Origin of the sequence: Duganella sp. CT11-25, from assembly GCF_047302815.1 — a bacterium.
Classification (GTDB): domain Bacteria; phylum Pseudomonadota; class Gammaproteobacteria; order Burkholderiales; family Burkholderiaceae_D; genus Rugamonas.
In genome coordinates this window covers 3,265,484-3,285,606 of sequence record NZ_JBKBFD010000001.1, presented here as the reverse complement: position 1 = coordinate 3,285,606, position 20,123 = coordinate 3,265,484, and the positions used below count along the sequence as shown (strand labels likewise).

Genomic DNA, 20,123 nt, shown 5'->3' with positions numbered 1-20,123 from the left:
GTTATTGGGCTGGGACGCAATTCTTCGTTGGCGCTTTACGCCGTTATCACCTGCGTTGGATGGCGACAGTCGTCATATTCATGAGCGGAATTTTCGCTTTAATATGGCACTGGAATGAAACCTGGGTGGTTCCCGGCAGCGCCGCCGCTCTCGGTATGGTCATGTGGTGGTCCGGCACGCGGCTGGTGGGCGTACAAAACCGTTATCGCTGGCTGGGCTTGACATTGATGCTGCGCGGCGGATTTAATATGCTCAGCGCATTTACCTTGGGGCCGGATTTATATCCGATCTGGTTTGCCGGCACCACCATCCTGAAAACCCTGTCCATGCTGGGGCTGATCTATGCGGTCCAGGATGAAATCCAGCAGCGTTATGTCACCACCATCGATAGCCTCAGCCATGGCTTCCTGATACGCGACCGGCGCGGCTATGTGCATGTCGCCAACGAGCGCTGTGCGAAATTGCTTGGCTACAACGGTCCAGGCGACCTGATCGGCCGCCACGTCAGCGAGCTGCTGCCCGGCCTGACCCGCGACATGGCCGACGAATACTTCCGCCGCTTCGAGACCGATGGCGTGCAATACCCGATCAGCGAAACCGCGACCTTCAACTTGCATAACGGTACCCGCCTGCCGGTCGAGCTGCTGGGTTCGCCCTACATCGAGCGCGGCAGGTTGTACTGCCTGGTCCAACTGCTGGACATCAGCGAGCGCAAAAAGAAGGACGATTTGCTGTATCAGGCGGCGCGCATCGATCCCATCACCGGCTATTTCAACCGCCATGCCCTGTCGTCGCGGCTGGCGCAGGAGGTGGCCCACGCCGCAGCCGCCGGCCGCGAGTGCGCGGTGCTGTTCATCGACCTGGACAAATTCAAGCGCGTCAACGATTCCTTCGGCCACGCCGCCGGCGACGAGCTGCTGCGCGATGCCGCCCATCGGCTGCACAGCCTGCTGTTGCCGGCCGATATCCTGGCGCGCTTCGGCGGCGACGAGTTCATCGTCGTCATCCCCGACCTGGCGCCCGGGACCGGCGCGCGGATGGCGGGCGACTGCGCCGAGCAGATCATCGCCGCCATGGCCAACGGTTTCGAGCTGTCCTACCATGCGATCAGCGTCTCGGCCAGCATAGGCGTCGCCTGCTATCCGATGCACGGAATCGATAGCGAGACGCTGATACGCAACGCCGATATCGCCATGTACGAGGCCAAGAAGGCCGGCCGCGGCGAGTTGCGCTTCTTCAACGACGCCATGAACGCCGCCGCCAAGGATGCGCTGGTGATCGACGGCGCGTTGCGCGGCGCCATCGAGGCGGGCGAGTTCCATCTGGTTTACCAGGCCATCACCGACGCCCACACCGGCAAGCTGACCAAGGTCGAAGCGTTGCTGCGCTGGCATAGTTCGTTGCTGGGCGCGGTGCCACCCGACCGCTTCATCGCCGTGGCGGAAGACAGCGGCATGATCGTCGCGCTGGGCACCTGGGTGCTGGACCAGGCTTGCCGCCAGGTTGCGCTATGGCGCGGCGGCGCGCTGGGCGAGGTGACCATCAGCATCAATGTCTCGGCCCGGCAGCTGGCCGACCCGGCTTTCGTGGCGCTGGTAACGCAGGCGCTGAGCCGCAACGGCCTGCGCCCGCGCCAGCTGGAGCTGGAGCTGACGGAACGGGTGCTGATCGACGACGGCGGCGCGGTGCACAGCGTGCTGGAACAGCTGCGCATGCTTGGCGTCAGTATTTCACTGGACGATTTCGGCACCGGCTATTCGTCGCTGAGCTACCTGACCCAGTTCCACCTGAATACGCTGAAGATAGACCGCGCCTTCGTCATGGACATCGAGCATAGCGAGCGCAGCAACAATCTGGTGCACGCGATCATCGCCATGGGCCACAGCCTCGGTTTGCAACTGGTGGCCGAAGGCGTGGAAACGGCGGGCCAGGCGGCGATCCTGGAAAAGATGGGCTGCCATTACCTGCAGGGCTATCACATCGCCCGGCCGATTCCGCCGGACGACATGCTGCGCTTCGCCGACAGCCTGCCGCCGCAGCAGCCGATGCAGGCGGACTTCGCTATTTAGCGGCGGCCGCCTCGGCCGCGGTCGGCACCTTCAGCGCCGCCTCGTCCGTGGTGAGTATCCAGATGCGGTCGATATCGCCCACGCCATCGACCGTGTAGTTGACCACGATATTGCTGCCGCGCAGGGCGGCCGGCATCTCGATCATATTGTCCTGGTTGAAGATGCGCGCGGACGGCGCCAGCTTGCGCGCCTTGCCGTCGATGGTCAGGTCCGGGTAGTAGCCCGGCGTCATCTTGCCGCGCAGCGCGCCGGGCGGAAACGGCCGGTCGAAGGCCAGCGCGGGCAGGGCAATCAGCGCGGCGAAAAACAGCGCAAGCAATCGCGGCATGGTGGCATCCTGAAAAAAAATACCAGCTTACCCGATTATTTTCCCATCGTGGCGAACATCGCCAACACCGCCGCCGCCATCACGCCGGTGCACAGCCAGCCCAGCACGGCCAGCCGGCGCGAGATGACCAGCGCGCCCATGACGGCCTTGCGCGTCGCCAGCAGCATGACCAGCACCATCACCGGCACCGAGATCACGCCGTTGACCACCGCGCTCCAGTACAGCGCCCGGATCGGATCGATATCGGTAAAGCACAGCGCGGTGCCGATCAGCGTGGCGCCGATGATGATGGCGTAGAACTTCCTGGCGCCCGAGTATTGCAGTTCCAGGCTGTTCTTCCAGCGCATGGCGCCGGCGATGGCGTAGGCGGCCGAGCCGGCCAGCACCGGTACCGCCAGCAGGCCGGTGCCGATGATGCCCATGCTGAACAGCGCGAAGGCGAAGTCGCCGGCGATGGGCCGCAGCGCGGAAGCCGCCTGCGCCGACGATTCAATCTGCGTCACGCCATGCGCGCCCAGCGTGGCCGCCGTGGTCAGCATGATGCACAGCGCCACCAGGTTGGAAAAGCCCATGCCGACCACGGTGTCGACCTTGATGCGGTGCAGTTGCTCCTCGGCCTGCGGCTGCGCGCGCTTGAGCGGTTGCGCCTGCGGATCGGCGCGCAAGTCCTCCACTTCCTGCGAGGCCTGCCAGAAGAACAGATAGGGACTGATGGTGGTGCCGAAGATCGCCACCACGGTGGTGATATAGACCGGTTGCCAGGACAGCTTCGGCAGCAGGGCGTCGTGCAGCAGCGTCAGCCACGGCAGCTTGAGCGTCAGCGCGGTGCCGACATAGGCCAGCAGCGCCAGGGTCAGCCATTTGAGCACGCGCACGTAGCGGCGATAGGGCAGCGCCACCTGCAGCGCCAGCGACAGCACGCCGGCGCCGGCGGCATACCAGTGCGCCGGGCCGCCGGCCAGCAGGCGCACGGCCTGGCCCATGGCGGCGATGTCGGCGGCGATGTTGATGGTGTTGGCCACCAGCAGCGCGCCGACCACGGCGTACAGCAGCCAGGCCGGGAAGTGGCGGCGGATGTTGGTGGCGAGGCCGTGTCCGCTGACGCGGCCGATGCGGGCGCTGATGGCCTGGATGCCGACCATCAGCGGATAGGTCAGCAGCATGGTCCACACCATGCCATAGCCGAATTGCGCGCCGGCCTGCGAATAGGTGGCGATGCCGCTGGGGTCGTCGTCGGCGGCGCCGGTGATCAGGCCGGGGCCGAGCTTGCCGAGCCAGCCGTTTTTCGCGGCCGGCGGCGTGGCTGCCGTTTCCCCCGTGCCGGTGTGCATGCCGTCCATGAAGTCTCCTTGTTTTCCTCATGCTAGGGCGCGTAGACGTGCCGGTCCGTGCGATGACGTACTGAGACTGGATGAATAGCTGTTGCTCTGTCATCAAGATGTCATGGTTGCGTCATCCCGGCGTCACATGCTCTTCCTACAATCTTGCCAGTTGTTAATCCACTAACCAGCAAGAAAGAAGAACAATCATGCAACAGCGCTTCCCTCTGAAACCTTTGTGCCTGGTCGTCCTGCAAGCACTGGCCGTCCACGCCTACGCCGCCTCCGCCGATGCCGCCGCTGACGACAGCGCCGTGGCGGGCGCCGCCGTCGGCCCGATCCAGACGGTGGAAATCACCGGCCGTGGCCAGTCGCGCCAGGTACAGAACATCAACAAGGCCGATCTGGCCGAAGCGCTGCCGGGCACCAGCCCGCTGAAAGTGCTGGAAAAACTGCCGGGCGTGAACTTCCAGTCCGCCGACCCGTTCGGCGCCTACGAGTGGTCGACCCGCTTCAGCATCCGCGGCTTCAACCAGAACCAGCTGGGCTTCACGCTGGACGGCATCCCGCTCGGCGACATGACCTACGGTAACAACAACGGCCTGCACATCAGCCGCGCGATCTCGTCGGAAAACATCGGCAGCGTGTCGGTGTCGCAAGGCGCCGGCGCGCTAGGCACCGCCTCGACCAGCAACCTGGGCGGCACCGTGCAATTCTTCACGCTGGCGCCGACCGACGAGCGCGGCCTGACCTTCGCGCAAACCTTCGGCAGCGACTCGACCTCGCGCACCTTCGCCCGCGTCGATACCGGCCTGATCAACGGCGTGGTCAAGGCCTACATCAGCGGCACCCGCCAGCGCACCGACAAGACCAAGGGCGAAGGCGGCCAGGACCAGGATCAGCTGAACTCGCGCTTCGTGTTCAACTTCGGCGAAAACAGCCTGACCGGCTTCGTCAACTACTCGGACCGCCGCGAAGTCGACTACCAGGACATGTCGCTGGAAATGGTGCGCCGCCTGGGCTACGACTGGGACAACTACCAGCCTGACTGGCAGCGCGCGGTCAACGCCGCCAAGGGCGTGTTCACCGGCGGCGTCACCAGCCTGGACGATGCCTACTACTCGGCCGGCGGCCTGCGCAAGGACACCATCGGCGGCCTGACGCTGGACCTGAACTTCACCCCGACCCTCGGCCTGAAGACCACCATCTACCACCACGACAACGAAGGCCAGGGCCACTGGTACACGCCTTACGTGCCGACCAACGCCACCAACCCGATCTCGCTGCGCACCACCGAGTACAGCATCGGCCGCGACGGCATCACCAGCGACCTGACCTGGGAACTGGGCAGCCACACCATCAACGCCGGCCTGTGGGGCGAGCGCAGCAACCACACCGCCAGCCGCAACTACTACGCGGTGACCGGCCCGGCCGACACCATGTACTTCCTGTCCAATCCGTTCGCCACCGACTGGAAGCAGAACTTCATCACCACCACCTCGCAGTACTACCTGCAGGACACGCTGAGCCTGATGGACGGCAAGCTGAAGATCAACGCCGGCTTCAAGTCGATGGACGTCGACATCAAGGCCACCAACCTGGTCGGCACCCGCGCCGCCGGCGAGCTGACGGCCGAGAAGAAATTCCTGCCGCAGGCCGGCTTCAACTACGCCATCACCGCCGACGACGAAGTGTTCGGTTCGGCCTCGAAAAACATGCGCGCCCACCAGCCGGGCGTGACCGGTCCGTTCTCGCAGACCCAGGCCGCCTACAACGCCGGCGTCGCCAGCCTGAAGCCGGAAACCTCGACCAACATCGACCTCGGCTACCGCTTCAAGCGCGCCAACATCCAGGGCTCGCTGGCCGTCTACAACGCCGACTTCGACGACCGCCAGCTAAGCGTGGCGACCTGCGCCGGCATCGTCGGTTGCGCCTCGACCTTCGTCAACGTCGGCAAGGTGGCGACCAAGGGCGTGGAAGCGATCGCCGTGTGGAAGTTCAACCGCGAGATCAGCTGGTTCAACTCGGCCACCTTCAACGATTCCAAGTACAAGTCGAACTACATGGACGGCACCACGCTGGTCGCGGTCAGCGGCAAGACCGTGGTCGACGCGCCGCGCACGCTGTTCAACACCGAGCTGTCGTATGACAGCGGCGCCTGGTTCGCCCGCGCCGGCGGCAAGTACACCGGCAAGCGCTACTACACCTACCTGAACGACGGCGGCGTGCCGTCGTTCTGGCTGGCCAACCTGTCGGGCGGCTACAAGATGAAGTCGCTGGGCTTCGTCAAGGACCTGACGCTGCAAGTCAACGTGACCAATCTGTTCGACAAGCAATACATCAGCGCGATCGGCACCAACGGCTTCCAGGCCAGCGACGTCAACGGCACCGCCCAGACGCTGCTGACCGGCGCCCCGCGCCAGGTCTTCATCACGCTGAACGGCAAGCTGTAACGGCCAGCGTGCCAGCGCTGTTGCACGGATAACACATCGTAAGTGTGGCGCTGGCACGGCGCTCCACATAGCTGCATACTGGCTAGCCCGGTAGAAGCTATGAGGAGACGGCCATGAAATGGTTTTATGATCTGAAAATAGCCACAAAACTGATTGTTTCTTTTGGTGCAGTGCTGTTGCTGACGCTTGCCATGGGCGTCAGCGGCATCTATTCGATGAGCCTGGTCAACCAGGCCTCGACCGACATCGCGGAAAACTGGATGCCCAGCGTGCGCGCCGTCATGGACCTGCGCACCGACGTGGGCGAGCTGCGGCGCTGGGAGCTGGCGCATATGCTCAACGACGATGAAAAGGGCATGACCGGCTACGAAAAGCGCATGGAGGAATCGCTGGCCACCATGAAGACGCACCGCGACGCCTATGAAAAAATGATCTCCAGCCCGGAAGAAAAAGCGCTGGCGACGGAATTCGATAAAAGCTGGTCCGCCTTCATGGCCGATCACGCCAGGATGATCGCGCTGTCGCGCGCCAACCAGAAAGTCGAGGCGCGCGCCGTGGCCAGCGGCAGTTCGGCCAAGACGCTGGGCGAGATCAACGGCATCGTCAGCAAGCTGGTGACCCTGAATACCGAGGGCGGCGACGCCGCCAGCGACGCCGCCACCGCCACCTACAACAGCGCCCGCATGACCTCCATCATTTTGCTGGTGCTGAACATCGGCATCGGCATGGCGCTGGCGATGTGGATCGCCCGCATCGTCTCGGCGCCGCTGCAGGAAGCGGTATCGCTGGCGCGCGACGTCGCCGGCGGCGACCTGACGCGCTCGATCGACGTCAAGACCGCCTGCGAAACCGGGCAGCTGATGCAGGCGCTCAAGGACATGACGGGCAATCTGCAAACCCTGGTCAGCCAGGTGCGCCACGGTACCGACACCATCGCCACCGCCTCGTCGGAAATCGCCAGCGGCAACCAGGACTTGTCGTCGCGCACCGAGGAGCAGGCCAGTTCGCTGGAGGAGACGGCGTCGTCGATGGAGGAGTTGACCAGCACCGTCAAGCAGAACGCCGACAATGCGCGCCAGGCCAACCAGCTGGCGCAGTCGGCGTCCGGCATCGCGGTCAAGGGCGGCGACGTGGTGGGGCAGGTGGTCGGCACGATGGCGTCGATCAACGAATCGTCGCGCAAGATCGTCGACATCATTTCGGTCATCGACGGGATTGCCTTCCAGACCAATATCCTGGCGCTGAACGCGGCGGTGGAAGCGGCGCGCGCGGGCGAGCAGGGCCGGGGCTTCGCGGTGGTGGCGTCCGAGGTGCGCAACCTGGCGCAACGCTCGGCGGCGGCGGCCAAGGACATCAAGGCGCTGATCAACGATTCGGTGGAGAAGGTGGAGGCCGGGTCGTCGCTGGTCAACCAGGCGGGCAGCACCATGAACGAGATCGTCACCAGCATCACGCGGGTGACCGACATCATGAGCGAGATCACCTCGGCCAGCGTGGAGCAGAGCGCCGGCATCGAGCAGGTCAATACCGCGATCGTGCAGATGGACCAGGTGACGCAGCAGAATGCGGCGCTGGTCGAGGAGGCGGCGGCCGCGGCGGAATCGATGCAGGAGCAGGCCGCCAGGTTGAGCGAGGTGGTCAGCGTGTTCAAGCTGCTGGCGTCGGCAACGCCGGCGATGGCGGCGCCGGCGCGCAGGGCCGCGCCGAAACCGGCGGCGCGGGCGGTGACAGCCGCCGCGCGTCCCGCGCTCAAGAAGCCGGCGACGACCGCCGGCGACGAGTGGGAAACCTTCTAAGCCATGCCGCGTCGCTCCCGCGACAGCGGGAGCCCATACCGGGCATGCGTTCCATGGACTCCCGCCTTCGCGGGAGCGACGGCTATTCGGGGTGGCGTTGTTGCCACGCCTTCAGCGCGGCCTGGTAGCGCTCCAGCTCATCCTGGTACATATCCTCGACGCAGAAGGTGCAGCCGCTGTGGCAGCAGTCGCCCGGTTCGGGCGGTTGCGGCGGCACCGGTTTCGGATCGTCGTCGTTGCTCGCGTTCATCGCGCACTCACATCGGCGGCATGGCCAGCAGCGCCATGTTGCGGCCCTTTTCCTTGGCGCGGTACAGGGCGCGGTCGGCCATCTGCACCAGCAGCTCCGGCGAGGTGTCGTCGGTCGGCACCATCACCGCCACGCCGATGCTGATGGTCAGCATGCCGAACGGCGATTCCGCGTGCGGCAGCTGCCGGCGCGCCAGTTCCGCGCAGATTTCCTCGGCGATGCCGAAGGCGTCGGTCGCATCGGTGGCCGCCGCCAGCAGCGCGAATTCCTCGCCGCCGTAGCGCGCCACCAGATCGGTGGTGCGGCGGCCGTGCGAGGTGATCAGCTCGGCCACCGTGCGCAGCGTGGCGTCGCCGGCCAGGTGGCCGTAGTAATCGTTGTACTTCTTGAAGTAGTCCACATCCAGCATCGACAGCGCCAGCGTCTGGCCGGTGCGGGCGGCGCGGCGCCATTCGGCCTCCAGCGCCAGGTCGAAGCCGCGCCGGTTGCTGACGCCGGTCAGGCCGTCGGTGGTGCTGAGCGCGGCCAGCTTGCGGTTCGATTCCTCCAGCTCGGCCGTGCGCGCGGCCACCGTCTGCTCCAGCTCGGCCTGGTGGCGCGTCAGCCGCTGGATGCGGATCTTGTACGCCAGCAGCAGCGAGCCCACCACCAGCGCGGCGGCGCCGGTGCGGAACCACCAGCGCTGCCAGAACGGCGGCGTGATGGTGATCTTCAGCGTGGCCGGTTCCTCGTTCCACACGCCCAGGTGGTTGGCGGCCTTGACCCGGAACACGTAATGGCCCGGATTGAGGTTGGTGTAGCTGGCGCTGCGGTGCGCGGCGTCGGTCTCCACCCAATCGCGGTCGAAGCCCTGCAGCTGGTAGGAATAGCGGTTCTCGGACGGCTCGGTGTAGTGCAGCGCGGCGAATTCCAGCGAGAACACCGAGGCCTGCGACGACAGCGTCAGCGCGGTGGGCGCGGTCACCGGGCCCTCGGCCTTGACGTTGGCGCTCGGCTTGCCGTCCTGCAGCGAGTGGTTGAACACGGTGATGTCGGTGATCGCCACCTGCGGCGCGACCGAGCTGCTGCGCACCGCCGACGGCGTCACCGCCGTCATGCCGTGCACGCCGCCGAAGTACAGCACGCCGTCGGCCGAGGCCGACGACGAGTTGACGGTGAAGCCTTCGGTCAGGCCGTCCGACGAGGTGAAGTGGCTGACCTTGCCGGTGGCCGGATCGAGCCGGTACAGGCCGGCGATCGTGCTGCTCCAGATCTTGCCGTCGTTGTCGTGCTGGATCGACAGGATCTTGTGCGCGCGCATGAAGGCCGCATACGACTTGAAGCTGACCGCGCCGTCCGGCTTGAACACCACCAGGTTCAAGCCCTTGCTGGTGCCGACCCAGATGCGGCCCTGCGCGTCCTCGTGCAGGCTGGCGATGTTGTCGTCGCTCAGGCTGGCGGGATTGGTGCTGGAGTAGCGGAAGTGGCGGAACTTGCCGGTGACGGGGTCGAGCATGTCGAGGCCGCCGCCGTTCCATTCCGAGCCGGCCCACACGCGGCCCTGGCGGTCTTCCAGCACCGCCGAGGTGCCGTTGACGCTGCGGCTGTTCGGGTCTTGCGGATCGTTGTAGTAGATCTTGCGGGCGTCGGTCTTGATCTCGTAGCGGATCAGGCTGTTGCCGGTGGCCAGCCACAGCATGCCGCCGGCGCCGGGCGCGATGGAGTTGATGTAGTCGCTGGCGGTGTTGCCGAAGTGGATGGCCTGGAACGGCGAGTCCGGCGTGTCGAGGCGGTTCAGGCCGTTCGACGTGCCCAGCCACAGCGGGCCCTTGCCGTCGTCGTCCTGGTACATGCTGTAGACGATCGAGTGCGACAGCTTGCCCGGCGTCTTGTCGTCCGCGCGGTAGCTCTTGATGACGGTGCTGGTGGCCGGGGCGTACAAGCTCATGCCGACGTTGCCGCCCAGCCAGATGCGGCCGTTGGGCGCGCGGGCCAGGCTCAGCAAGGCGTTGCTGGCCGGCGCCGAGCGGCTGTCGATGCGGAACGGCACGTGGCGCGTGAAGCCCTCGCTCGACAGGTTGGCCAGGCTGATGCCGTCGGTGAAGGAGGCGATCCACAGCATGCCGCCGCGGTCCTGCATCACGGCGCGCAGGTTGTCGCCGGGCAGGCTGTACGGATCGTCGGCCGCGTGCACGAACTGGTCGAACTCGGCGTTGGCCTCGTTCCAGCGCAGCAGGCCGGCCGACAGCGTCGTGCACCACAGCACGCCCTTGTTGTCGACGTTGAAGTTGGTGATGCGGCTGTACGGCGAGGCGATCGCCTTGCGCGTGTCCCAGTCGCCCTTGCCGTCCCAGCGGATCACGCCCGACTCGGTGCCTATCCACAGCGCGCCGCCCTGGTCGAACTGCAGCGCGCGGACGATGTTGACGCGCGCGTCCGGCTTGGGCGCCGGATCGACCTGGTGGTGCTTGAACACGGTGGCGCCGGGCGCCAGGTAGTCGAGGCCGCCGGGCCAGGTGCCGATCCAGACGCCGCCCCTGGCGTCGAGCGCGAGGGCGTTCAGGTCGTTGCTGGCCAGGCTGCCGGGATCGGCCTCGTCGTGCGCGTAGACGGTGAACTTGCCGGTGTTGGGATCGAAGTGCTGCAGGCCGCCCCAGCTGCCGACCCACATGCCGTTCTTGCCGTCGGAAATGATGTTCTTGACGATGCGGTGGTTCTTCGGCGCCTTGCCGGCCGGCGCGAACACGGTGAAGTTATTGCTCTCCGGGTTGAAGCGCGCCAGCCCGTTCTGGGTCCCGGCCCAGATGCGGCCCTGCTTGTCCTCGTAGATGGCCGAGACGCGGTCGTGCGGCAGGCTGTGCACGTCGCCGGGGTTGTTGATGTACTTGACGGCCTGGTAGCCGTTGTAGCGGTACAGGCCGTTGGTGTGGGTGCCGACCCAGACGAAGCCCTTGCGGTCCTGCATCAGCGACAGCATCGACGGCTCGTCGCCGCCCAGCGGCCCGAGCTTCTTGAAGCGCAGCGAGGGGGCCGGCGCGGCGCCGGCGTCCAGCAGGGCCAGCAGCAGGGCCAGCAGGGGGAATAGGAAGAGAAAACGGCGAACTACCGGCGAAAGCACGAGCATGTGGGGGTATCCGATGGCGTAGCTGGGTTGCGCGACTCTGGGCGGCGTTGGCCCGCGATTCACATAGATTCTGGACAGAATGGCTATTATACATGCCATTGATGCAATGGTTTCGTTATAAAGACTGCTGGTTTTTAGCGCAGTTGCCGGAAGTAGGGTATAGTTTACGGCGCTTCATTGTCTCTCTTTCTGTGACGGCGTACTTTTTCCAGCCCCGTCACCCTTCTGCACACACTATGTCCGACACCGAGATTATCACCCCGTCCATTCCCGAGCAGGCCGCCGCCGACTCCGTCGCCGCCGCTCCGGCCCAAGTCCGTTTCGCCGATTTCGGCCTGTCGCCGGCCATCCTGCGCGCGCTGGACGACCAGGGCTATGTGCATCCGACGCCGATCCAGGCCCAGGCCATTCCCGTGCTGCTCAAAGGGCGCGACGTCATGGGCGCGGCGCAGACCGGCACCGGCAAGACCGCCGGCTTCTCGCTGCCGATCATCCAGATGCTGCTGGCCCACGCCAGCAGCAGCACCTCGCCGGCGCGCCACCCTGTGCGCGCGCTGATCCTGACGCCGACCCGCGAACTGGCGGTGCAGGTGGCCGAGAACGTCAAGGCCTACGCCCAGCATACACCGCTGCGCTCGACCGTGGTGTTCGGCGGCATGGACATGAAGGGCCAGACCATCATCCTGAAGGCCGGCGTCGAGATCGTCATCGCCACCCCGGGCCGCCTGCTGGACCACATCGAGCAGAAAAACATCAGCCTCAGCCAGGTGCAGATGCTGGTCATGGACGAAGCCGACCGCATGCTGGACATGGGCTTCCTGCCGGACCTGCAGCGCATCATCAACCTGCTGCCGAAGCAGCGCCAGAACCTGATGTTCTCGGCCACCTTCTCGCAGGAGATCAAGAAGCTGGCCAACACCTTCCTCAACGATCCGGTCACCATCGAAGTCGCGCGCAGCAACCAGACCGCCGACAAGGTCACCCAGATCGTCTACAAGGTGGCGGACAACCAGAAGCACGCGCTGACCGCGCACCTGCTGCGCCAGCGCGAGCTGAAGCAGGTGATCATCTTCTCCAACACCAAGATCGGCGCCTCGCGCCTGGCCAAGGGGCTGGAGCAGGAGGGCATGAAGGCGGTCGCCATCCACGGCGACAAGACGCAGCAGGAACGCATGGCCGCGCTGGACGCCTTCAAGAAGGGCGAGATCGACATCCTGGTCGCCACCGACGTCGCCGCGCGCGGCCTCGACATCACCGACCTGCCGTGCGTGATCAACTACGACCTGCCGTACAACGCCGAAGACTATGTGCACCGCATCGGCCGCACCGGCCGCGCCGGCGCCTCGGGCGACGCGCTGTCGATCTACTCGGACAAGGACGAGCGTCTGCTGGCCGACATCGAGAAACTGATCAAGCAGACCATCAAGCGCGGCGACCTGGACGGCTTCAATCCGGCGCCGACCTTCGCCGACGAGCGCGGCGAACGCCGTCCGCGCCGCAGCGAAGACGCCGGCCGCCCGGCGCCGCCGGCCCGTTCCGGCGAGCGTGGCGAACGTCCGCCGCGCGCCGCCGGCGCACCGTCCTACGGTGCCGGCCGCCGCGAAAAAGTCGATCCATGGTTCCTCAAACCGTACGAACCGGCCAAGGCCGCCGTGCCGGCGCCAAGCGCCGCGCTGGGCAGCGCGGCCGCCAAGCCGAAGCAGAAGGTCGCCTTCCTGCTGGGTGGCGCACCGAAGCAGCCGGCCCAGTAAGCACCGGGGCCGCGCCCAAAGACCGCCAGGCCGACTGGCGGTTTTTTTTCGTCCGCTGCCGGCCGTGGCGATGTTGTATTATTCAATTCGATAACATTTCTTATTTCCAAATGAAACTGGCGCGTACCTACCTGCTGCTGGCGCTGATCGCCACGTTGTTCAACATCGGCGTCCAGGATGTCTTCATCCGCGTGTATTCCGGTCCGTACGGCGTGCTGCTGGCGGCCTGCGGCGGCACCGGCGCCGGCCTGGTGCTCAAGTACCTGCTGGACAAGCGCTACATCTTCCGCTTCCGCGCCGACAGCGTCGGCCACGAGGGCCGTGTGTTCGTGCTGTACACGGTGGCCGGGCTGGCCACCACCGCGATCTTCTGGGGCTTCGAGTTCGGCTTCGACTACCTGTTCGACAGCCGCGCGGCGCGTTACACCGGCGCCGCGCTGGGCCTGGGCATCGGCTACCTGTGCAAGTACCAGCTCGACCGGCGCTACGTGTTCCGTACGGCGGCGGCCTGATGCGCATTCACGGCTGGGGACGCTACCCGGTGGCCGAGGCGCGCGTGCTGGCGCCAAGCACCGCCGGCCAGCTGGCGACGGCGCTGGCCGGCGCGGACCAGCCGCTGATCGCGCGCGGCCTGGGCCGCAGCTACGGCGACAGCGCGCTGGCGCCGCTGGTGCTGGACAACACGCCGCGCCATCTGCTGCTCGGCTTTGACGAGGGCAGCGGCGTGCTGCGCTGCGAAGCGGGCGCCACGCTGGCCGACCTGCTCGACGTGCTGCTGCCGCGCGGCTGGTTCCCGCCGGTCACGCCGGGCACCAAATTCGTCACCGTCGGCGGCGCCGTCGCCAGCGACGTGCACGGCAAGAACCACCATCTCGACGGCTGCTTCAGCGCCCACGTGCTGGCGCTGGAACTGATGCTGGCCGACGGCGGCGTGCTGCGCTGCTCGCGCAGCGAGCATCCCGAGCTGTTCCGCGCCACCTGCGGCGGCATGGGCCTGACCGGCGTCATCGTCGCCGTCACGCTGCAAATGCGGCGCGTGGCCAGCGCCTATATCGACCAGACCACCGTGCGCGCCGGCTCGCTGGCCGAAGTGCTGGAACTGTTCGAGATGCACCGCGCCGCCACCTATTCGGTGGCCTGGATCGACTGCCTGGCGCGGGGCGCCAGCCTGGGCCGCTCGCTGCTGATGCTGGGCGAGCATGCGGCCGAAGGCGGACTGGCGCCGCTGCCCAGGCGCAGCCGCACGCTGCCGGTCGACCTGCCGCCGCAGCTGCTTAACCGCTATTCGATCGCCGCCTTCAACGCGCTGTATTTCAACAAGCCGCGCAGCGCGCAACAGCGGGTGCACTACGAACCGTATTTCTATCCGCTCGACGGCCTGCTGCACTGGAACCGGCTGTACGGCAAGGCCGGTTTCGTGCAGTACCAGTTCGTCATCCCGCGCGCGGCCGGCGCCGCGCCGCTGGCGGCGATCCTGGAACGCATCGCGGCGGCCGGACGCGGCTCCTTCCTGGCGGTGCTGAAAACCTTCGGCCCGGCCAACGACAACTACCTGTCCTTCCCGGTCGAAGGCTACACGCTGGCGCTGGACTTCAAGCTGGAGCCCGGCCTGTTCGCCATGCTCGACGCGCTGGACGCCATGGTGCTGGCCGCCGGCGGCCGCCTCTACCTGGCCAAGGATGCGCGCATGAGCGCCGCCACCTTCCAGCAAAGCTATCCCCAGCACACCCAATTCCAGCAGGTGCGGCGCCAGTACGGCGCACTGGGCGCTTTCGCCTCCTGCCAATCCAACCGACTCGGACTCTGACCCATGCAAAAAATCCTCATCATCGGCGCCACCTCCGCCATCGCCGAAGCGACCGCGCGCCGCTTCGCCCAGCGCGGCGACAGCCTGTACCTGCTGGCCCGCAACGGCGAACGCCTCGATGCGCTGCTGGCCGACCTGAAGCTGCGCGGCGCCGCCGCCACCGCCGGCGCGCGCTTCGACGCCAACGACCATGAGCGCCACGCGGCCGTCGTCGCCCAGGCCGCCGAGGCCATGGGCGGGCTGGACGCGGTGCTGATCGCGCACGGCACGCTGCCCGACCAGCAGGCCTGCCAGGCCGACGCCGCGCTGGCCTTGCGCGAGATCGGCACCAACGCGCTCAGCGTGGTCGGCCTGCTGACCCATGTCGCCAACCGCTTCGAGGCGCAGCGCGGCGGCGTCATCGCTGTGATCGGCTCGGTGGCCGGCGACCGCGGCCGCCAGTCCAACTATGTGTACGGCAGCGCCAAGGGCATGCTGGCGATTTTCCTGCAGGGCTTGCGCAACCGCCTGCAAAAGGCCGGCGTCCACGTGCTGACCATCAAGCCCGGCTTCGTCGACACGCCGATGACGGCGGCCTTTCCCAAGGGCCCGCTGTGGGCCACGCCGGAGCAGGTGGCGCAAGCCATCGTCAAGGCCATGGACCGGCGCCGCAACGTGCTGTACACGCCGTTCTTCTGGTGGGGCATCATGGCCATCCTCCGTTCCATCCCCGAAGCCATCTTCAAGAAACTGAGCCTGTGATGCGGGCGGTCAAATGGATGGCGCCGGCGCTGCTGGCGCTGCTGGCGGCCGCCTGCCTGGCGCTGGTCTACCTGAAGCAGGGCGTCGAGCCTTCGCTGTTCTTCAACTCCGACGCCAGCTACCTGCCGGCGCTGTACTACGACCTGTTCGAGCGCGGCGGCCACCTGCGCGCCTGGTTCCTGACGCCGGCGCCGTACTTCTTCCCTGACTGGCCGCTGTACTTCGGCATGCGCTGGCTGACCGGCAGCGCCTACCACGCGCTGGCCGGCGTCATGGCGGCGCAGGCGCTGCTGATGTGGGGGCTGGCGGCGCTGGTGCTGCGCCATTTCGCCGCCAACGCCAACGCGCTGGCGGCATCGGCGCTGGCGACCGTGGCGGTGTGCCTGGCCGCCGTCAACGGTCTGTTCCCCTACACCTATGTGATGCTGGCCAGCTACCACTTCGGCACCTTCCTGGTGCTGCTGGCGGCGCTGGCGCTGATGCTGCCGCTGCTGCGGCAAACGGCGCCGCCGCCGCGCGGCCGCCTGGCCGGCCTGGTCCTGCTGACCGCGCTGACGGTGCTGTCGGACCGCCTGTACCTGATGCAGTTCGCGCTGCCGGCGCTGGCGCTGCTGGCGCTGATGCGCGGCCGCGTGCCGCAATGGCGCCCGCTGGCGCTGGCGCTGCTGGCCGGCTGCGTGGCCGGCGTGCTGCTGTACAAATGGAAGCTGCTGGTGCCGAACAGCGTCAGCATGCCGTGGCATTTGTCGCTGCGCAGCGCCGGCGCCAACCTGCAGGCGCTGGCCGCGATCGGCGAGGCCGTGGGCCGGCGCTATCCGCTGCTGGCGCTGTACTGCGCGCTGTACTATGCGCTGCTGCTGTCGCTGGCGCCCGGCACGCTGCTGAACCGCGGCTGGCGCCTGGCGGAGACCGGCGCCGCCTGGATGAACATGCTGGCGCTGGCCGGCACGGCCGGCCTGCTGCTGGTGATGACGGTGTCGAAGGCGCCGCCGACCGAGCGCTATCTGATCCCGGCCTTCCTGCTGCCTGTGCTGCTGGGCGCCGCGCTGGCCTGGTCGCTGGCGGCGCAGCTGCGCGGCGGCGCGCGGCGGCGCAACGACGTCGGCGGCGTGACATTGCTGCTGGGCGGCGCGCTGCTGGCCTGGCCGCTGATGCAGGTGGTGCTCAGGTCGGGACCGATCCAGCAGGATTATTATCCGCCGCAGATCGCCTGCGCCGACCGCATCTTCGCGCAATACGATGTGCACCACGGCTATGCCGGCTATTGGGATGCGTCCTGGCTGGCCATGAACAGCCGGCGCAAGCCGGTGGTGGCGGTCACCGAGGGCGAATTGCTGGAGCAGCACTGGATCACGACCGGCGAGAATTTCCGTCCGCGCTACGACTTCGCGCTGGTGGCGATGGATGCCGCCGACCGCGAACGGCCGTCGGAGGCCTTGGTGGTCCGGCACAACGGCGCGCCGGAGGCGATCGCGCAGTGCGGCACGCTGAAGATGCTGATTTATCCGCGCGGCAGCCTGAAGCCGCTGGCGCCGATCAGGTAGGGCGCTTCAGGTCGCGGCCCAGAAAATCAGCGCGAACAGCGCGCCGACCGCCAGGCTGGCGCGGTCCTTGAGCGCGAACACCACCGGGTCGTCGTGCATCTGGCCGCGGTGGGTCAGCATCCAGGTGCGGGTGACCCAGAACAGCAGCAGCGGGCAGGCCAGCCAGATCAGCTGCGGCTGGCGGTACAGCGCCACCGTCGCGTGGTCCTGCGTGTACAGCGCCAGCACCAGCACCGACAGATAGCCGGACGCCGCGCCCAGCGCGGAAATCATCTCCAGGTCGCCCGGGAAGTAGCCGCGTCCGCGCGCCTGGCCATGGTCGCCGCGATGGCGCGCCTCGCGCAGCTCGGCGTAGCGCTTGACCAGCGCCAGGCTGAGGAACATGAACATCGAGAAGGCCAGCATCCAGAACGTCAGCGGCACGCTGAAGGCGGCCGCGCCGGCGATCAGGCGCAGCGTGTACAAGCCGGCCAGCGTGATCGCGTCCAGCGCCATGACGCGCTTGAGCGCCAGCGAATAGGCCAGCGTCAGCGCGTAGTAGCCGAGCAGCACGGCGCTGAACTTCCATGGCAGCAGCCACAGCGCCAGCCCGAACGCGGCCGCCAGCAGCAGCGGCGCCAGCGCCACGCCGGCCAGCAGCGGCAGCGTGCCGGCCGCGAACGGACGGTGGCGCTTGCTGCGGTGGTGGCGGTCGTCGGCGATGTCGAGCAGGTCGTTGAGCAGGTAGACGCTGGAGGCGCACAGGCTGAAGCAGACGAACGCCAGCGCGCCGGCCGCCAGCCTGGCCGGCTGGTCGAGCACATGGGCCGCCAGCAGCGGCAGGAACAGCAGCAGGTTCTTGGCCCACTGGTGGGCGCGCAGCGCCTTGAACACGGCGCGCAGCCGCTCGCCGCGCGGCGCGCGCGGCAAGATCTGCGCGACGTTGCCGTGGGCCTGGGCGCGCCGCAGCAGCAGGCCGCCGGCGCCGACCACGTAGGCGTGGCGCGCGGTGGCCCATACCGCCAGGTCGTCGCTGGAATTGCCGGCGTAGTCGTAGCCCTGGTGGCCGTAGCGCCGCAGCAGGCTGTCGCGCTTGCGCTCGGCCGACAGGTTGACGCCGTCCTCGGTGGCCAGCACCTCGTCGAACAATTGCAGGTGGGCGGCGATGCGGTCGGCATACAGCCGGTGGCTGGCGGTGGCCAGCACGATGCGCCGCCCCAGCGCGCGCTCGCGCGCGATCAGCTCCAGCACGCGGACATCGTAGGGCAGGGTGGCGACGTCGATCTCGGCCGCCTCGGCCAGGCGCTGCTTGAGCGCGGCCTTGCCGCCGCCCAGCCAGGCCAGCGGCGCCAGTGCGCGCAGCGGCTGGGCGCGGGCGAAGGCCAGCGCCGATTCCACCAGCAGGTCCGAGCGCAGCAGCGTGCCGTCGAGATCGACGACCAGCGGCACCCCGCCTTGGTCGCGGGCGGCAGGCCCGGTCACAGGGCCTCGCGCAGGGCGCGCAGCACGCGCTCCTGTTCGTCTTCCAGGCCGACCCACAGCGGCAGGCGCAGCAGGCGGTCGGACAGCGCGTTGGTGTGCGCCATGTCGCCGACGTGGCGGCTGTGCTTGACGCCGTACGGCGCGCTGTGCAGCGGCACGTAGTGGAACACGCAGCTCACGCCCTGGCTCTTCATGCCGGCGATCACCTTGCTGCGCTGCTCCAGCGAGTCCAGCAGGATGTAGTACATATGGGCGTTGTGGACGCAGCCTTCCGGCACCTGCGGACGGCGCAGGCGGCCCTCGGCCTCCAATGGCGCCAGCGCCGCGTGATAACGGTCCCACAGCGCCAGCCGGCGCGCGGTGATGCTGTCGGCTTCCTCCATCTGCGCCCACAGGAAGGCGGCGATCACTTCGCCCGGCAGGTAGGACGAGCCGATGTCGACCCAGGTGTACTTGTCGACCTGGCCGCGGAAGAACTGGCTGCGGTTGGTGCCTTTTTCGCGGATGATCTCGGCGCGCTCGGCCAGCTCGGGATCGTTGACCAGCAGCGCGCCGCCCTCGCCGGCGATGATGTTCTTGGTCTCGTGGAAGGAGTAGGCGCCCATGTGGCCGATGGTGCCCAGCGCGCGGCCCTTGTAGGTCGACATGATGCCCTGCGCCGCGTCCTCGATGACGATCAGCTTGTGGCGCCTGGCGATGTCCATGATGGTGTCCATCTCGCAGGCCACGCCGGCGTAGTGCACCGGCAGGATGACCCGGGTGCGCGGCGTGATCGCCGCCTCGATCTTGCTTTCGTCGATGTTCAGCGTGTCCGGGCGGATGTCGACGAACACCGGCACCGCGCCGCGCATGACGAAGGCGTTGGCGGTGGAGACGAAGGTGTAGGACGGCATGATGACTTCATCGCCCGGCTGCAGCTCGGCCAGCAGCGCCGACATTTCCAGCGCTGCGGTGCACGAGTGGGTCAGCAGCGCGCGCCGGGTGCCGGTGCTGCGCTCGATCCAGCCGTGGCATTTCTTGGTGAACTGGCCGTCGCCGGACAGGTGGCCGTTGGTGTGGGCCTGGGCGATGTACCACAGCTCGCGGCCGGTCATGAAGGGTTTGTTGAAGGGAATCGGGTTCACGGGCTCTCCTTAGCCTTGGGCGGCGACGACGGTGCCGATGCAGATCAGCGCGACGCCGGCCATGCGGGTGACGGACATGGGTTCGTTGAACAGCCAGGCGCTCAGCACCAGCACGATGACGAAGTTCAGCGCCATGAACGGGTAAGCGTGGCTCAGTTCGAATTTGGTCATCGCGCCCATCCACGAGATCGACGCCAGGAAGGCGGCGGCGAAGGCGCTGATGATCCAGGGGTTGAGCAGCAGGCGTATCAGGAACGCCAGCTTGTCGCCGCCGGCTTCGGGCAGCGCGCCGGCCTGCGCCACCTGCATCTTGATGGCGATCTGGCCGAACACGGTCAGGGCGATGGTCAGGACGATGTATAAATAATTCATGGCAT

At 67.2% G+C, this 20,123-nt stretch carries 15 protein-coding genes; 8 read left to right on the top strand and 7 right to left on the bottom strand.

Annotated features, from left to right (window positions below):
* Nucleotides 1–80 precede the first annotated feature (80 nt).
* Nucleotides 81–2,069, top strand: coding sequence for a putative bifunctional diguanylate cyclase/phosphodiesterase (locus ACEN9F_RS14045; protein WP_413420640.1), 1,989 nt, complete (start codon nucleotides 81–83; stop codon nucleotides 2,067–2,069).
* On the opposite strand, the gene ACEN9F_RS14040 is transcribed toward ACEN9F_RS14045, so the two are convergent.
* Together ACEN9F_RS14040 and ACEN9F_RS14035 are read right to left on the bottom strand one after the other, a co-directional pair.
* Complete coding sequence (locus ACEN9F_RS14040) at nucleotides 2,062–2,397, bottom strand: hypothetical protein (RefSeq protein WP_413420639.1); 336 nt, start codon at nucleotides 2,395–2,397, stop codon at nucleotides 2,062–2,064. The genes ACEN9F_RS14045 and ACEN9F_RS14040 overlap by 8 nt on opposite strands.
* 35 nt (nucleotides 2,398–2,432) lie before the next feature.
* Nucleotides 2,433–3,737 carry an NRAMP family divalent metal transporter gene (locus ACEN9F_RS14035; RefSeq protein ID WP_413420638.1) on the bottom strand — a complete coding sequence of 435 codons (1,305 nt, stop codon included), beginning with the start codon at nucleotides 3,735–3,737 and terminating at the stop codon, nucleotides 2,433–2,435.
* Nucleotides 3,738–3,925: 188 nt separating this feature from the next.
* On the opposite strand from ACEN9F_RS14035, the gene ACEN9F_RS14030 reads away from it, so the two are divergent.
* Nucleotides 3,926–6,169: a TonB-dependent receptor gene (locus ACEN9F_RS14030; RefSeq protein ID WP_413420637.1), complete on the top strand. Its 2,244-nt coding sequence runs from the start codon at nucleotides 3,926–3,928 to the stop codon at nucleotides 6,167–6,169.
* A 113-nt stretch (nucleotides 6,170–6,282) separates the two neighbouring features.
* Nucleotides 6,283–7,965 (top strand): methyl-accepting chemotaxis protein, encoded by a 1,683-nt coding sequence (locus ACEN9F_RS14025; RefSeq protein WP_413420636.1) that lies wholly within the window; start codon nucleotides 6,283–6,285, stop codon nucleotides 7,963–7,965.
* Nucleotides 7,966–8,047: 82 nt separating this feature from the next.
* Here ACEN9F_RS14025 and ACEN9F_RS14020 read toward each other — a convergent pair whose 3' ends face one another.
* Complete coding sequence (locus tag ACEN9F_RS14020) at nucleotides 8,048–8,215, bottom strand: oxidoreductase-like domain-containing protein (RefSeq protein ID WP_413420635.1); 168 nt, start codon at nucleotides 8,213–8,215, stop codon at nucleotides 8,048–8,050.
* 7 nt (nucleotides 8,216–8,222) lie between these two features.
* Complete coding sequence (locus tag ACEN9F_RS14015) at nucleotides 8,223–11,318, bottom strand: diguanylate cyclase (RefSeq protein WP_413420634.1); 3,096 nt, start codon at nucleotides 11,316–11,318, stop codon at nucleotides 8,223–8,225.
* Between the two features lie 236 nt (nucleotides 11,319–11,554).
* Here ACEN9F_RS14015 and ACEN9F_RS14010 point away from each other — a divergent pair, with 236 nt between their 5' ends.
* The 5 genes from ACEN9F_RS14010 (at nucleotide 11,555) to ACEN9F_RS13990 (ending at nucleotide 17,161) form a co-directional block, all read left to right on the top strand.
* Nucleotides 11,555–13,069, top strand: a complete 1,515-nt coding sequence (locus ACEN9F_RS14010) for a DEAD/DEAH box helicase (protein WP_413420633.1) — start codon at nucleotides 11,555–11,557, stop codon at nucleotides 13,067–13,069.
* A 110-nt stretch (nucleotides 13,070–13,179) separates the two neighbouring features.
* Entirely contained in the window at nucleotides 13,180–13,581 is a 402-nt protein-coding gene (locus ACEN9F_RS14005; RefSeq protein WP_413420632.1) for a GtrA family protein, read from the top strand.
* Nucleotides 13,581–14,876 (top strand): FAD-binding oxidoreductase, encoded by a 1,296-nt coding sequence (locus ACEN9F_RS14000; protein WP_413420631.1) that lies wholly within the window; start codon nucleotides 13,581–13,583, stop codon nucleotides 14,874–14,876. The genes ACEN9F_RS14005 and ACEN9F_RS14000 overlap by 1 nt, the downstream gene beginning before the upstream one ends.
* 3 nt (nucleotides 14,877–14,879) lie before the next feature.
* Complete coding sequence (locus tag ACEN9F_RS13995; RefSeq protein ID WP_413420630.1) at nucleotides 14,880–15,617, top strand: SDR family oxidoreductase; 738 nt, start codon at nucleotides 14,880–14,882, stop codon at nucleotides 15,615–15,617.
* On the top strand, nucleotides 15,617–17,161 hold the full coding sequence (locus tag ACEN9F_RS13990; protein ID WP_413420629.1) for a hypothetical protein: 1,545 nt from the start codon (nucleotides 15,617–15,619) through the stop codon (nucleotides 17,159–17,161). Before ACEN9F_RS13995 ends, ACEN9F_RS13990 begins: the two co-directional genes overlap by 1 nt.
* 6 nt (nucleotides 17,162–17,167) lie before the next feature.
* Here ACEN9F_RS13990 and ACEN9F_RS13985 read toward each other — a convergent pair whose 3' ends face one another.
* From ACEN9F_RS13985 to ACEN9F_RS13975, 3 genes are read right to left on the bottom strand one after another with little or no spacing between them, the layout of a single operon-like run.
* Nucleotides 17,168–18,622, bottom strand: coding sequence for a UbiA family prenyltransferase (locus ACEN9F_RS13985; protein WP_413420628.1), 1,455 nt, complete (start codon nucleotides 18,620–18,622; stop codon nucleotides 17,168–17,170).
* Entirely contained in the window at nucleotides 18,619–19,746 is a 1,128-nt protein-coding gene (gene rffA, locus ACEN9F_RS13980; protein WP_413420627.1) for a dTDP-4-amino-4,6-dideoxygalactose transaminase, read from the bottom strand. The genes ACEN9F_RS13985 and rffA overlap by 4 nt, the downstream gene beginning before the upstream one ends.
* A gap of 9 nt (nucleotides 19,747–19,755) precedes the next feature.
* Nucleotides 19,756–20,118: an EamA family transporter gene (locus tag ACEN9F_RS13975; protein ID WP_413420626.1), complete on the bottom strand. Its 363-nt coding sequence runs from the start codon at nucleotides 20,116–20,118 to the stop codon at nucleotides 19,756–19,758.
* Nucleotides 20,119–20,123 lie beyond the last annotated feature (5 nt).